Genomic DNA, 14869 nt, shown 5'->3' on the forward strand with positions numbered 1-14869 from the left:
TCCTAATGCGACAGCTGGCTGGGCGCTACAAATTTATAGCCGACACCCCATACGGTTTGTAGCCATCTTGGATTAGTTGGATCATCTTCTAATTTGGCGCGCAGTCGATTAACCGTCGAGTTAACTGTATGCGCTGAATTAGCATGTTGATAACCCCAAATTTGTTCTAATAAGTGTTCGCGCGAAAATACTCGGCTTGGCTGTTGGGCTAAAAAATGTAGCAGTTCAAACTCTTTATGGCTGATATCTTGAAATTCACCATTGAGTTTTATTTGATAGCGATTTGGGTCTATTTCTAGCTGCTCAAAAGTGAGCACTTGTTGTAAATGTTCAGTGTTATCGCCGCCAGTTAAATTTTGCAAGCGGCGTAAGTGCGCTTTTACTCTAGCTTGCAGCTCTAATACAGAAAAAGGTTTAGTTAAATAATCGTCCGCACCACTTTCAAGGCCGACAACTAAATCAAGCTCAGACGATTTAGCCGTTAGCATAATAATTGGAATATTTGGATGTAATTGACGCATACGCTTACACAACTTAAGCCCATCTGTACCGGGCAACATAATGTCAAAAATAGCCAGATCATAATTTTGATTTAGCTGTTTATATGCAGTATTACCGTCGCTAAATACGGTAATTTTATGATCTAACATGCCCAAATTTATCGACACTATATTGGCGATATCTGGATTATCTTCCACCAATAAAATATGTTTACACATAGTTGCTCCCTATCATCTACCCAAGCAGGTTTAGATAGAGAGCGTGTTTTCCACAAATTTATTGCATGCGGGTTATGCTTATTTTTGTGACAGGGTTATCAAATTTGTGCTCTGGGCTGAGCATTGAGCCAGTTAGCTCTGCATTTGACAATACACCAGGGTGAATATGCACTCGGTCTACGTCGTTACGAGTACTGTTATAACCTTCACCACCTGCCGCTGGGCCAGGCAAATTAATTTCATCATTTGCTTCTGTACCTGCATCGTACGCCATAGTGGTGTAATGCATACTCATGCCAACTTCAAGGTTTGATAAATCAATACCTGTTTTACCGGTAAAGGCGTCATTGGTATTAACCAGCATAGTCGCAACAGACAGGTGCATATAATTTTCATACATGCTTTCTATCATCCAACTTTGGCTATGGCCTGGCATTAAAATGCCATCACCAGAGTAGGCCATTTTTACTGCAGATAACTCGGCAATTTTGCTGTTGTCGCCACCTTCAGCCATAACTTCAATCGCGCTGCTGGCCATTTCACCTGGCATCCACAATTTGGTTGAAGCATTGTGCAAAGTTAAACTCACCGGAGATAAAGGCTGTGCTTGGGTTAAGTTAGTCACTGTTACTTGGTAGTGATAACTTTCGTGCATGTCTTTATCTTTGTCGTCATCATCGTCGCCGTTAATGTCTATGCTACAGCCGCTTAATACCGACATACCTGCAATTAACGATAACCAAACAAGACTATGAGCGGGTTTAAATTGAGTTTTCATAACCGACTCCTTACTTAACTGTTACCACTAATTTTGCAACTGGGTTTAACCAACGGTGTACTCGGCTATCCACATCTGAAATACCGCCTGTAGCGTCTGTATCGCCAATGTTACCAGGGTGAATGTGTACCATGTTGTTGCTTTCAGTGCTACGAACGCCCGATGCACCTGTGCCACCATCACTATTTGGAGCAACTGGAATACCAGGTGTGCCAGAAGCGCCACCACCGTTAATAATTTCGTCATTTGCTTCTGTGCCTGCATCATAAGCATTTAACCAAACTGTGTAAGTGCCAGCTTCTGATGGAATTTTCCAGCTATCTAAACCAACAAAACCATCGTTAGTTGGCAATAACATAGCTGTTAATGACAAATACATATTGTCTTGTGTATCTAGCATGGCCATGGTCATAGCGCCTGCGCCTAACATGCCTTGCGCTGGATTTTCGACTACAACACCACCAGCAGTTGTTACTTGGCTAGATAAATCATCAATTGCGCCACCTTCAGCCATTTTTTGTAATGCGGCAGACGCGGTATCACCTACTTTAAACAACATAGTTTGGCTGTCGTGCGCCGCGACTAATACAGGGGTAAAAGTAATACCGTGAGTTAAGTTATAAAGTTTAATATCTAATTCAGCTGCTTGAGCTGAAAAAGCTGTTGCAGCCAATGCTGCTGCCATGACTACGTTTTTTGCGAGTGATTGAGCTGTTTTTTTCATTTTGATTCTCCGTCAAAAAAGTTGAGTTATCAGGTCAGAATCATTGTCGAAAATAACTATCGCAAAACAATGTAAGTAAATATCACAAAAGTATCCCAAGTTGTTTTCGTACAATAGTTCGAGGTGTGGAGTTTGGATGATTGTTTAATTTGTGCAGGACATTAGACTCAGATCTAAGCTTGAATAGCAGGGATTAGCACCAATCAAAATTATTGCTCTATCACTTTTCACAAGTCACCTTAATAAAAGAAAACTCAAATGAATTTAACTTTAAAACTAGCTCAACAACTGATCACCAACACAATTGAAATTGCCACTAGCAAAAATCAGCAAGTCGCAGTCGCGATTGTCGATGCTCACGGAGAATTGCTCGCCTACGCCAAAATGGATGGCACCGCCTTTCATGCCGGTGTGCTTGCACAAAACAAAGCTTATACCTCAGCGCGAGATAGACAAAAAACATCGTCACTCGCAAAGTGGGCGCAACAAACAGGTAAAGATCTAGCTTATTGGACGGATGCAAAATTTACCGGTATCGCAGGTGGTGTACCAATTGAAAGCAACCAAGGTGTAATTGGCGCAATCGGCATTAGTGGCTTAGCTGAAGAAGATGATGAAGCTTTAGCATTAAATGTGCTGAAGATTAGTTTATAGTTTGCCGTTTATCACGGCTATAAACCGCTTGTCATGTTTATTTGTCAAAACATCTTCACACAAGTAGATTTATCTCTTGGGTGAGTTGTTGTAAGTTCAGTTATGTCATTTTGGTCAAAAGAGCCATTGTTTTGGCTATTTCATTTTTTAGCACTGGTTTGTTACCTACTAATTGTCACTGTATTGATGTTGCCGACTCCTGAGTGGCTGCTATATACAGTGGTACATGCTGGCGTAAAAATTAGCCTGATGTTGTTGGGATGTTTTACCTTTAGATATTTTTATTTACAGCAAGCTTGGCAAAATTTAACTGTATTTAATCTTGCACAAAAAATAGCTATCGCAAGTCTACTGATTAGTATCCTAGCTTGTTCGTTAAGTTTGAGTTTTAGTTATATCTCAGCTCAATGGATGTTAGCTGACCATCTATATCAAAGTGTTATTGTCCACGGTGAAACCAAACATAAGGTTTTGGAATTGGCATGGGCTATTTTTAGTGGCCTTTTTATTGTCTTGGGTTGGTGCGCACTTTATTGTTTTATCGAGCATAGAAAATTACAAACAGCAACTAAGCTAGAAAACTTGCAGCTGCAACAGGCGTTAAAACAAGCTCAATTGGATGCCTTACACACTCAACTTAACCCACATTTTTTGTTTAATAGTTTAAATAATATCCGCAGTTTAATTCGCATTAACGCTGAGCAAGCAATTGAGATGATAACTGCGCTGTCGCAAATCTTGCGTTTTTCACTTGCTCATCAACAAACAGATAAAATTCCACTGGCGAGTGAGCTCGCGATAGTCGATTGTTTAATTGATATTGCCCAATTGCAATTTGCCGAGCGCTTAGTTTTTAGCAAACAAATTGGTCAAGGTTTAGAACAAGCGCTGGTGCCACCTTTGGCGATACAAACTTTGGTTGAAAATGCGTTGAAACACGGGGTGGATCAACGTAAGTCAGCCACTGAACTAAAGCTAATAATTAAACATGGCAAGCAGCAATTAAATATTGAAGTGAGCAATTGTGGCACGCTTAATCCAGAGGTTAAACACGCCCATAGTGAAGATAAAACGGGTGTTGGCTTAAGTAACTTAACCCAAAGGTTGCAGTTAGTTTATGCCAACCAAGCCAACTTTCAACTAACAGAAACTGACGGAAAAGTTGTTGCTCAGCTGAATATGCCGCTGCAGATGGGATAAGAAAATGCGTACATTGATTGTTGAAGACTCATATCTGGCCAGAGAGGACTTAAAAGCCATGTTGGCAAAACATCCAGAAATAGAGTTAGTTGATGAAGCGAGTAATGTAGTAGAAGCACTTGAGCTGATAAAACAGCAACAGGCTAGGCAACAAACAATTGAGTTAATCTTGTTGGATATTCATTTGCCAGAGCAAGATGGTTTTGCCTTGTTAGAGCAAATTAACGCTGAAGTGAAAGTAATATTTATTACTGCTTATTCAGAATATGCGATTAAGTCATTCGACTATCACACTGTCGATTATTTGGTAAAACCTGTGCATCCACAAAGGTTAGCTGCAGCAATCAAAAAGTTGCACATGCCAGACATAAGCGAGCCGGAAGTTGTGAGTTCGCCATTTTCCGAGCAAGACAGAATTTTTGTTAAAGATGGGGACAATTGTTACTTAGTTGCTCTTAAACAAATTCAGCGCATTGAAAATTGCGGCAATCACTCTTTACTGTATTTTTATCAGCACAACCGCAGCGGCCAATTGCACAAGGCTTTTGTATATAAGTCTTTGGTGAAACTAGCAGAGCGTTTGCCTGAGCAGATGTTTTTTCGTGCCAATCGACAAAATATTGTTAATTTAACTTATGTCGAAAACGTCGAACCTTGGATTAATGGCGGCTTTCGCTTAACCCTAAACAATGCTCATTTAGTTGAAGTTTCACGCAGGCATGCCAGCCAACTAAAAAACAATTATGCCTTTTAGCCGACTATTCTGCCGCTTATCATAATTTACAACATCTTATTAACCTCTGTGATTAGACTGATATTCCCAAGCTCTGAGACATGAATCTTCAAGTTGCTTGGGGATATTCCTGCGACTAGCAGGCACACATACAAACGATAAACAAAAACAGAGGGAACACAGTGAAAAACTTTAAACCCAACCTACTTATGTTGGCGCTTACTGCTGCTGGCATATCTGCTCCAACAACAATCTTGGCACAACAAAATAATGCAATCGAACAAGATGTAGAAACCGAAGTTATTGAAATTCGTGGTATTCGCCGCAGTATTTTAGGCTCAATTGATAAAAAGCGTTTTAACGACACAGTTAGTGAAGTCATAGATGCGGGTGATTTAAATTCATTGCCAGACGTTTCAATTGCCGACGCATTAGGGCGCTTACCTGGCGTGACAACTATTCGCGCCAGTGGTCAATCGTCACAACTAAATATTCGTGGTATGGATGGCGACTTTATTCAAACCACACTCAATGGTCGTGAGCAAGCGAGTACCAGTGGTTATACTGCTGGTAGCCGTTGGATCTCTTTTGATCAATATCCTGCTGAATTAATTAATCAAGCCGCAGTGTATAAGTCACCTAAAGCTTCATTAGTTGAAGGTGGGGTTGCCGCAACTGTTGAGTTAAAAACTGCCAATCCACTTAACGCGGAAAAACAGCACAGCTTTTCTGGCTCTGCTCGATATTCGTGGAATGATGAAGCGGATGATATCGACGGTGAAAAGTCAGGTCACAGACTGAGTTTGTCTTATCAAGGCAAATTTTTAAACGATACTTTAGGGGTCGCAGCTGGTGTGGCCGTACTGGACCAACCAAACTTTTTTAAAGGTTTTGATGCACATTCTCCGAGCAACCGTCAAGATTATCGTCAAGATGGCACCCAAGTGCGCTCACTTGATGGTATGCAACTTAGATACGCTCGCGGTAAAGACGAACGTACCGGCATGTTATTCACCACTGTCTATCAACCAACAGATAATTTTAAAGTCGCATTTGATTATTTCCGCTCTACGTTCAAGTCAGAAGACTTTCGCCACGGCCTAAATTTCGAAGGCATGGAAAAGTCGATAAATCTTTATGATGTGGCCAACCCAGTTTATGAAATTGTTCCACAAGCTGAAGGTGCAGAAGATGACAACGACTGGTTAGTTGGTGGCACAGTGCACAGTATGGCGTACAACGGCCCTTGGTTTGAAATGCGCTCAGAAGACCAAACAACAGATGCAACTACTGACAGCTATGGTTTAAATGTCGAATATGTAGGTGACAAACTGGAAGTAAAACTCGATATCGCGCGCAGTGAAGGCGAAAAAACGCGTATGGATATGATAGCAAGTATGCATGCCTACGAGTTTGGTACTGACACTGTTACAGATGGTGACGGAAACCAAGTTCAAGTAGATACTTGGCAAGAAAAGTCAGATCAACAAATTACTTTTGCTTATCAAAATCAGAAAATGCCGAGTGTGGAGCTCAATACTGATTACACAGATCTAGACTATATGCGTTTAGGGATTTTTGAGCGCTTCCCGCACAGATATACAGACAAAGTCGATAGCGCCAAACTAGATTTTAAATTGCATCTAGAAAGTGATTTTTTCACTTCAATTGAATTTGGTACTCGTTTGTCTGAGCGTCGTTTTGGAGATAAACGTAGTGTATTTAGATGGGGCACACGTGAAGGGCAAAAAGGTTACCAAATGCCAGATGGCACAGTGGTAAGCGACCCGAATACCACCTGTGAATTTAATCATTATGGTTACGATTGTACGCCAAGATCGCTGGATGGTTTTACCAAGGTTACTGAGTTAGACGGTATTCAATTTCTTGAAATTACTGACATGGCAGGCCTAGCTGACGCAACATTTGGCGCTGGTGGTTATGAAGCGCAGCAAACTTGGAATCACAACTGGACTTTAATTGAAAGTGGTGCGGTTGAAGAAAAAGTCAGTGCGGGTTATGTAATGGCGAACTTTAATACCGACCTTGGCAATGTTGGGGTAACAGGTAACTTTGGTGTGCGTGTAGTTCGAACTGATACCAAAACCATAGGTATTCAGCAGCTACAAGGTGGTTTGGTTGGTGATGAAATTACCGATGACAATGGTGTTACCCGCAATGACTACGAAAATGTCAAATACGGCCCTGAATATACTGATACCTTGCCATCGATAAATTTAAATTTCCAAATATCAGAGCAAGAGCAAATCCGTTTTGCAGCAGCTAAAGTATTAGGTCGTCCACCTGTTTATCAATTACGCGGTGGTGCTGGCTCTTGGGCAGACACTGCCAACGATGGTACTAGCCCTAGATACAATGTTTGGTCTAAAGGTAATCCAAACTTAGATCCATTTAGAGCGACTCAGTACGATCTGTCATACGAATACTTTACTGACAATGGCGGCGCATTTACTGCGGCTATTTTCTATAAAGATATTGAATCTGTTGTTGAATCAATTACCTATAACGAGGGGGATATCGCTTGGTCTGAAATTGGTTTAGAAGCACCTGAAGGTTTTGTTGAAGGCCAGTATCAAACGGTACGCAACACAGCTGAAGGCGGTTATATGCAAGGTTTAGAGCTTGCTTTCACCACAATATTCGACCAATTACCTGGCGTGTTTTCTGGTTTAGGGATTAATGCCAACTACTCATATACCGACAGTGAAATAGGTTTAGACGGTGGTAATACCTTTACCAATGTGCAGGTGAGTTTGCCTGGTTTATCTGAGCACGTTTGGAGCGCAACTGTATTTTGGGATATTGATAATTTAAGTACCCATTTTAATGCTAGGTATCGCGACGAATACATCTACAACGGTGCAACACCGGGTGGTGCGACTTTTGAGCTAGCAGACGAATACCTAATTGTTGACTGGCAAGTAAGTTATAACTTCAACAATGGGGTAGATGCTGTGCTGCAAGTGAACAACTTAACCAATGAGTCCAATTCATCAACTTATGGCACACCGTTATCAACAGGGCGTTACCATAGTTTTGGCCGTCAATTCTTTGTTGGCGCAAACTTCAACTTTTAGTTGTCGCTAACATAACTAAGCTCGCAGCTATATGGCTGTGAGCTTTTATACACAGGGTGAGGGAGCAAGCTAGATGAAAAAAATATGCATCTTAGGTGGTGGCACTGCAGGTTGGATGACGGCATGTTTAATGGCAAAACATTGGCGTAATTGCCAAACAGCCAGTCCAGCTGAAAAAGTGCAAATCACGCTAATTGAATCAGATAAAGTACCAAGTGTTGGTGTAGGTGAAGGCTCAACTCCGCAGCTTAAAAAACTATTTGATACCTTAGATATTAGCGAACAAGAATGGATGCCAGCTTGCCATGCCACATACAAAAATGGCATTCGTTTTGTCGATTGGTCTACTCGCGCTGGTTTTAAACAATACTTCCATCCTTTTCCGGCACAAGTGGATGATCACACAGTGCCAGGCTTTTTTCACAACAGCTTTTTAATTCGAAAAGGCATTGATTTAAACGCACATCCAGATCACTTTTTTCTGACTACATATTTAGCCAAGCAGAATAAAGCGCCTATTTCAGCGGCAAACTTTCCGTTTGAAGTGAACTATGGTTATCACTTTGACGCCGCCAAAGTCGCACGCATACTCAAAACCAAAGCACAGCAGCTGGGGGTAACAGTGGCGGTTGCAACTATCGAGCATGTTGAGCAAGATATTGCCGGCAACATAAAACAGCTAGTTGCTCAAGACGGTCAAACCTTCTCAGCTGATTATTTTGTTGATTGTTCTGGCTTTCAATCATTGTTGTTACAGCAGAGCCTTGCCGTACCTTTCCAGTCTTTTGCCAACAATTTATTTAATGACAAAGCTGTGGTGTTAAGTGTGCCCCGCAACAAGCAGCAACCACTTATGAGCCAAACAATTTCAACCGCACTAAAGCATGGTTGGATGTGGCAAATACCGCTGCAACACAGAACAGGTTTTGGTTATGTTTATAGCAGTGGATACACAAATGCTGAGCAGGCAGAGCAGGAATTGCGCACAAGGTTAAATATTGAAGCGAGTGACATATCAGCGCGGCATATTAATATGCGAGTCGGGCAGGTAGATAAACACTGGTATAAAAACTGTGTGGCTATTGGTTTGTCACAAGGTTTTATCGAACCCTTAGAAGCAACAGCTTTGCATATAGTGCAAGAAGGCATAGAAGGTTTTATTGATGCACTGAGCAAAGGTGGTTTTAGCAACCAATTACAAGCGGAATACAACCAACAAATGACAGCGCGTTTTAATGCTATTCGAGATTATATTGTTGCTCATTACAAGCTGAACACGCGCAGCGATACGCTTTATTGGCGTGATAATGCGGCTAATCAAAACTTGTCAGACTCTTTACAGCACATTTTAAAAACTTGGTTTAGCGGTCAGAATTTGTCTGATGAATTAACACGCCAGCAAATAGACGAGTATTACCCAAGTGTATCTTGGCATTGTTTATTGGCGGGGTATGGGCATTTCCCAGAAAAATCGCAGCTGATTGAAGGCAATGACTTTGCTAAACAATACTCCATAGACAAAATTCAGCAATTTATCCGTTCTTGTGGATTAAATTACCCTTCACAGGCTCAAGCTTTAGGTATGTAACATGTCGGCCAATGAATCATTAGCCTTCAAACTAAAATGCATTGAAGCTGTAGTTCACAGCAATACGAGTTTGTGTACAGTCGCTGAACAAAATAATGTCGGCAAACGCAAATTATTACAGTGGATCACCCAATATCGCCGGGGCGAATTGTACCGGCAGCATATTAATGAGCTCAATCAACTTCAATACACTGTTGTTGAACTAGAAAGACAACTTAAAGATCTACGACAACTCACCAAAATGCTCAATGCTAAGGTTGAAATTTAACTAAATCGTTTTCATTGGCTACTTTCCTTAGTTTTTCCCACTTTTACATTTGTTTTTCTGCGAAAAACGGTCTACTTTTTATCTTATGTTAAAAAAACGTATGTTTTTTGCTGGTTTTGTAAGCAAAAAATGTTGACGTAGTAAAAATGATCGATTAGATTGTGTAAATGTTTACATTGAAAGTCGATTTGATTCGGGTTTTTTTAAGAAGTTATGTAAATGATTACATTGGCGAAGGGCCATAATTAAGTTTTCCAACACATGGGTGAACACAATGAAAAATAATAAGTTTAACAAAACACGACTAGCAACCAGTTTGTCGCTGGTGTTGAGTGCAACTGCATTTACTTCAGCACCTGTATTTGCAGAAGACGCAGCTGATACAGAAGTAATTAAAGTAAAAGGTATACGCGGTAGTTTAATTCGGGCAATGGATGTGAAACGTGACTCGGTTGGGGTTGTTGACGCAATTTCTGCTGAAGATATGGGTAAATTCCCTGATACTAACTTAGCAGAATCTTTACAGCGTATTACCGGTGTATCGATTGATAGGGATCATGGTGAAGGTAGTAAGGTTACTGTCCGTGGCTTTGGTCCAGATTACAACTTGGTATTGTTAAATGGTCGTCAAATGCCAACCGCGACTATTAAGGCAACCACTAATTCAGACTCTCGCTCGTTTGACTTTGGGACTTTAGCGTCAGAAGCTGTAAGTGGCGTAGAGGTCTACAAAACGAACAAAGCATCTATTGCAACAGGCGGTATTGGCTCAACAATCAATTTGAATACGACTCGTCCATTGAGCCAACCAGGGTTAAAAATTAGTGTTGGTGCAAAAGCTGTAAAAGATACCTCGTCAATTGACGATGACAAAATAACACCTGAAATCTCAGGCATATTTAGCAACACTTTTGCTGATGACAAATTTGGTATTGCGTTCGCAGCTAGTTACCAAAACAGAAACTCAGGCGAAGCTCGTGCACACGTAGAAAATAGCTGGCGACCAACCTCAGAAGGTTCGGGTGGTTGGGGACAAATACCTGGCGAACCTGAAACTGGCGTTGATCCACATATTAATCGACCTGCTAATGGCACTACAGTCATTATGCCGCAAAATTTATTGTATGGTTTCAAAGACGTAGAGCGTACACGTACTAATGGCCAACTTACCTTCCAATTTCAGCCTATTGACAGTTTAACCGCGACCTTAGACTACACTTACGCAAAAAATGAAGTTGAGATAAACCAGAACATTGCATCGGTTTGGATGAATTTCGGTGCTGTTGCGAGTGAGTGGCGTGATCCTGTTGGTGGTGTATCGTCTCCACTTTGGGTTAAAGAAGATAATGTGGGTGTTGCGTCAGACAATGGCAATCCAACTTACTCTGCTGGTGAACTTAGTTTTGCTGATTTAGTTAGCCAGGTTGAGCAGAGTGCTCAAGTAACAGAGAATAAATCGGTAGGTTTAAACATTGAGTACAAAGTTACCGACAATTTTAAAATTAAATTAGATGCTCATAGCTCTAGTGCAGAAGCAAAACCTGATAGCATATACGGAAATAGTAATACTATACAAATGGCTGCTAATGTTCGAGCGACAACAACGCTAAATTTTGAATCTGAATTTCCTGTCGCTATTGTTGAATATCCAGCATCAGTAACTGACCCATCACAGTATGCCAACGATACTTATCCTAATCCAACTAATGGATTATCTAACGTATCCTCATTGCCTGCTGGTTTAGTTCGTACTACTGGTACAAGTTTCCGTAACAGCTATATGAAATCAGAGATAGATCAAATTCAGTTAGATGGCACATATACGTTCGATTCAGGCATTGTGGAAAGTATTGATTTTGGTCTTGGTAGCAATACAGTAAATAACAGAACAGCATTTGCTATGGCTGAACGGGCAACTTGGGGTGGCGTCGGTCAATTTGATGACGTACCAAATGAATTGCTTGAAGCTAGTAGAGATACTATGGCCGATAAATTTTCAGGTTTACCTGGCGACAAAAGCAATATGTTAAATGAGTTTTGGAACATTAAAGATTTTGACGCAATAGCAGAAGTTGTTGGCACAAAATATGGTGACCCGAGTGATCCTGAAACTTGGCCTTGTGGCAACAAAGTTTGTGCACCAACGAAATACACCACTGATGCTCGTACTGAGGAAGAGTCTACCAGTGCTTATGTTCAAACTAAATTAGGTTTTGATATCGGCTCGATGCCATTTGGTATATTGGCCGGTGTTCGTTACGAAAAAACCGATGTTACCTCAAATACACTTTTACCTGATGTTGAAAGAGTCGCTTGGATTTCAGACAACGAATTTAGAATAGAACGTGGTGAACCTGAGTTCTTTACTGGTACAGGAAGCTACGATTATTTTTTACCAGCGATTGATTTAAACCTAGAAATATTTGATGGCTTTGTAGTAAGAGCTTCGGCGAGTAAAACTTTGACTCGTCCAAATTATAATAATCTGACAGCTGGCCAGCGACTAAATTCAGTTAATCGACAGCTTGCTAGCGGTGTTCGTGGTAACCCAGGATTAAAACCAATTGAATCAACCAACTATGATTTGTCGGTTGAGTGGTACTACGACGAAGCTAGTTATGTGTCAGTTGGGTACTTCAAGAAAGATGTTGTGAATTTTATTGGCCGAGTCAGTGTTACTGAGCAACCGTATGACGCTTTAAGCCCTGTAACAGGCAGTCGATTTGATGACGCATTTAACAAGGCCAAAGCTGCCAATAATGGAGATGATCCATCCAATGCTGACATAAGAGCACAATTATTGGCGGATAATCCTGCGGATGGTGTTTATATTATTGAAGCTGACCCAACCTCTGGTCAGGCAGCACAAATATATGGTGAGCCAGGGTTTAATGACAAAATATCAGTTCGATTTGATGTTCCTGAAAACTTAAATGATAACGGTGCCGATGGTATTGAAGTTGCGGCGCAGCATGTGTTTGGCGATTCTGGTTTTGGTGCTATTGTAAACTTCACCTTGGTTGATAGTGATTTGGAGTATGACAAAGCACAAATTGATCGTTCAGGACAAGCATTTTTATATGGTTTAAGTGACTCGGCAAACCTAGTAGGTTTTTATGATAAAGATGGTTTCCAAGCAAGAATTGCTTACAACTGGCGCGATGACTTCTTGGCAGATGAAATTGACGAAGGGCCAATATTTACAGAAGCCTATGGGCAGGTAGATGTGAATGTTAGTTTTGAACTTACAGAAAACTTAACCATATTTGCTGAAGCAATTAACTTGACTGATGAGTATGCAAGGCAATATATGCGTGACAGCCGAGCAACCTTTAAAATTGCACAAACTGGCGCACGCTATAACTTTGGTGCGCGTTATACCTTCTAAAACCTTTGTTTGACCTTGTAGTAACCTTAGTGTGCCGCTAATTGAGTAATCATTAGCGGCTTTTTTGATTTAGATTAACTCAATACTATTGCTGATGATGTTAATCGTTTGTTATGCTGCAGGTTATGAATGCGCTTTCTTTTGTGGAAAGTAAATAATAAGACCCTAAACGGGCAGTAGAAGTTTAAACATAAGGCATACACATGAATAAAGTTACAAAAGTAGTGATTGCAGGTGGTGGTACCGCAGGATGGATGGCAGCTGCAGCACTGACTAAATTGATCAATAATTTAGAAGTCACCTTAATTGAATCAGAAGAAATAGGCACAGTTGGTGTGGGTGAGGCAACTATACCAACCCTCATTTTTTACCACAGACTGTTAAAAATTAATGAAGCTGAGTTTATGAAGGCGGTGAATGCCACCTTTAAGCTTGGGATCAGTTTTGAAAATTGGCGCGATGTAAATGAAGATTACATTCATGCATTCGGGGTAACCGGACGCGATTGTTGGGCAGCGGGTTTTCAACACTTTTGGAAAAAAGGTCGTGACAAAGGTTTTGCGTCTGACTTTGGTGACTATTGTATTGAACAAGTCGCGGCTAAACGCAATCGTTTTGCCCAACTGCCAAAAAACGGTATTAACTACGCTTATCATATGGATGCTCCTTTATATGCTAAGTTTTTACGAGGTATAGCTGAGCAGCACGGCATTAAACGCATTGAAGGCAAAATCGGCAAAGTAAATGTGTGTTCTGAAAATGGTTTTATTCAGTCGCTTGAAATGGAAAATGGCCAAGTTATTGAAGGTGATTTATTTTTAGATTGCACTGGCCAGCGTGGCTTATTGATAGAGCAAACATTACACGCAGGATTTGAAGATTGGTCTCATTGGCTGCCTTGCGATAGCGCAATTGCCATTCAAACAAAAGCTGTTGAGAAACCACGTGCCTATACTCGCTCTATTGCGCATCCGTTTGGCTGGCAGTGGCGTATTCCACTGCAAAATCGCGTTGGCAACGGCATAGTTTATTCAAGCAAATATGCCTCAGATGACGAGGCAAAACAAACCCTGCTAAACAATATTGAAGGTGAGGCGTTAACCGAGCCCAGAGTGATCAAGTTTAGAACAGGCACGCGCCGCAAGCATTGGCATAAAAACTGTGTGGCAGTTGGTTTATCCAGTGGCTTTTTAGAACCGTTAGAGTCAACCAGCATTCATTTAATTCAACAAGCTATCGTGCGTTTGTTACGCATATTCCCATACGACGGGGTTAAACAGTGTGATATCGACGAGTTTAATGAACAAACTAAAGTTGATGTGGAAGCCATCCGCGACTTTATTATTATGCACTATAAAGTGACCAACAGAGATGACGCCGACTTCTGGCATTACTGCCGCAATATGCAAGTACCTGAAACGCTCGCACATAGGTTAGAGCTGTTTCAACAAACCGGTAAAGTATTTAGAAAAAATAACGAGCTGTTTGATGATTCGTGGCAGCAAGTCATGATAGGTCAAGGTTTAGTACCTGAACATTATCATCCGATTGTCGATAATATGTCAGATGAAGAGCTACAAAACTTCTTAAAATCTATTAGAGATGGCATTGACAATACGGTTAATCAGTTGCCTGAGCATTGGCAGTTTATTCAACAGTTTTGTCCGTCGCCACTAGCGAATTAGTTGTTTAATATAAACAATAGTTAAAGAAAAAGGG

11 protein-coding genes are annotated in these 14869 nt (G+C 40.9%); 8 read left to right on the top strand and 3 right to left on the bottom strand.

Annotated elements, in window-relative coordinates:
* Positions 1 to 2 precede the first annotated feature (2 nt).
* Genes ACMZOO_RS12275 through ACMZOO_RS12285 form a run of 3 tightly spaced genes read right to left on the bottom strand, consistent with a single transcriptional unit; the run spans position 3 to position 2221 of the window.
* Positions 3 to 719 carry a response regulator transcription factor gene (locus ACMZOO_RS12275; protein WP_440903616.1) on the bottom strand — a complete coding sequence of 239 codons (717 nt, stop codon included), beginning with the start codon at positions 717 to 719 and terminating at the stop codon, positions 3 to 5.
* A gap of 58 nt (positions 720 to 777) precedes the next feature.
* A complete protein-coding gene (locus ACMZOO_RS12280) occupies positions 778 to 1497 on the bottom strand; it encodes a spondin domain-containing protein (RefSeq protein WP_440903617.1) in 720 nt (239 codons plus the stop codon).
* A 10-nt stretch (positions 1498 to 1507) separates the two neighbouring features.
* A complete protein-coding gene (locus ACMZOO_RS12285; protein ID WP_440903618.1) occupies positions 1508 to 2221 on the bottom strand; it encodes a spondin domain-containing protein in 714 nt (237 codons plus the stop codon).
* A gap of 258 nt (positions 2222 to 2479) precedes the next feature.
* Between ACMZOO_RS12285 and ACMZOO_RS12290 the strand changes: the two genes are divergently transcribed.
* The 8 genes from ACMZOO_RS12290 (at position 2480) to ACMZOO_RS12325 (ending at position 14835) form a co-directional block, all read left to right on the top strand.
* The gene (locus ACMZOO_RS12290) at positions 2480 to 2875 is read left to right on the top strand and encodes a GlcG/HbpS family heme-binding protein (RefSeq protein ID WP_440903619.1); all 396 of its coding nucleotides are present in this window, start codon (positions 2480 to 2482) and stop codon (positions 2873 to 2875) included.
* Positions 2876 to 2977: 102 nt separating this feature from the next.
* Positions 2978 to 4075: a sensor histidine kinase gene (locus ACMZOO_RS12295; RefSeq protein WP_440903620.1), complete on the top strand. Its 1098-nt coding sequence runs from the start codon at positions 2978 to 2980 to the stop codon at positions 4073 to 4075.
* A gap of 4 nt (positions 4076 to 4079) precedes the next feature.
* On the top strand, positions 4080 to 4829 hold the full coding sequence (locus tag ACMZOO_RS12300; RefSeq protein WP_440903621.1) for a LytR/AlgR family response regulator transcription factor: 750 nt from the start codon (positions 4080 to 4082) through the stop codon (positions 4827 to 4829).
* Between the two features lie 161 nt (positions 4830 to 4990).
* The gene (locus tag ACMZOO_RS12305) at positions 4991 to 7906 is read left to right on the top strand and encodes a TonB-dependent receptor (protein ID WP_440903622.1); all 2916 of its coding nucleotides are present in this window, start codon (positions 4991 to 4993) and stop codon (positions 7904 to 7906) included.
* 73 nt (positions 7907 to 7979) lie between these two features.
* Positions 7980 to 9494 (top strand): tryptophan halogenase family protein, encoded by a 1515-nt coding sequence (locus ACMZOO_RS12310; protein ID WP_440903623.1) that lies wholly within the window; start codon positions 7980 to 7982, stop codon positions 9492 to 9494.
* 1 nt (position 9495) lies between these two features.
* Positions 9496 to 9762, top strand: coding sequence for a transposase (locus ACMZOO_RS12315; RefSeq protein WP_440903624.1), 267 nt, complete (start codon positions 9496 to 9498; stop codon positions 9760 to 9762).
* A gap of 274 nt (positions 9763 to 10036) precedes the next feature.
* On the top strand, positions 10037 to 13150 hold the full coding sequence (locus tag ACMZOO_RS12320; protein ID WP_440903625.1) for a TonB-dependent receptor: 3114 nt from the start codon (positions 10037 to 10039) through the stop codon (positions 13148 to 13150).
* Positions 13151 to 13353: 203 nt separating this feature from the next.
* Positions 13354 to 14835: a tryptophan halogenase family protein gene (locus tag ACMZOO_RS12325; RefSeq protein WP_440903626.1), complete on the top strand. Its 1482-nt coding sequence runs from the start codon at positions 13354 to 13356 to the stop codon at positions 14833 to 14835.
* Positions 14836 to 14869 lie beyond the last annotated feature (34 nt).

This window comes from Catenovulum sp. SX2 (assembly GCF_052056295.1).
Classification (GTDB): Bacteria; Pseudomonadota; Gammaproteobacteria; order Enterobacterales; family Alteromonadaceae; genus Catenovulum.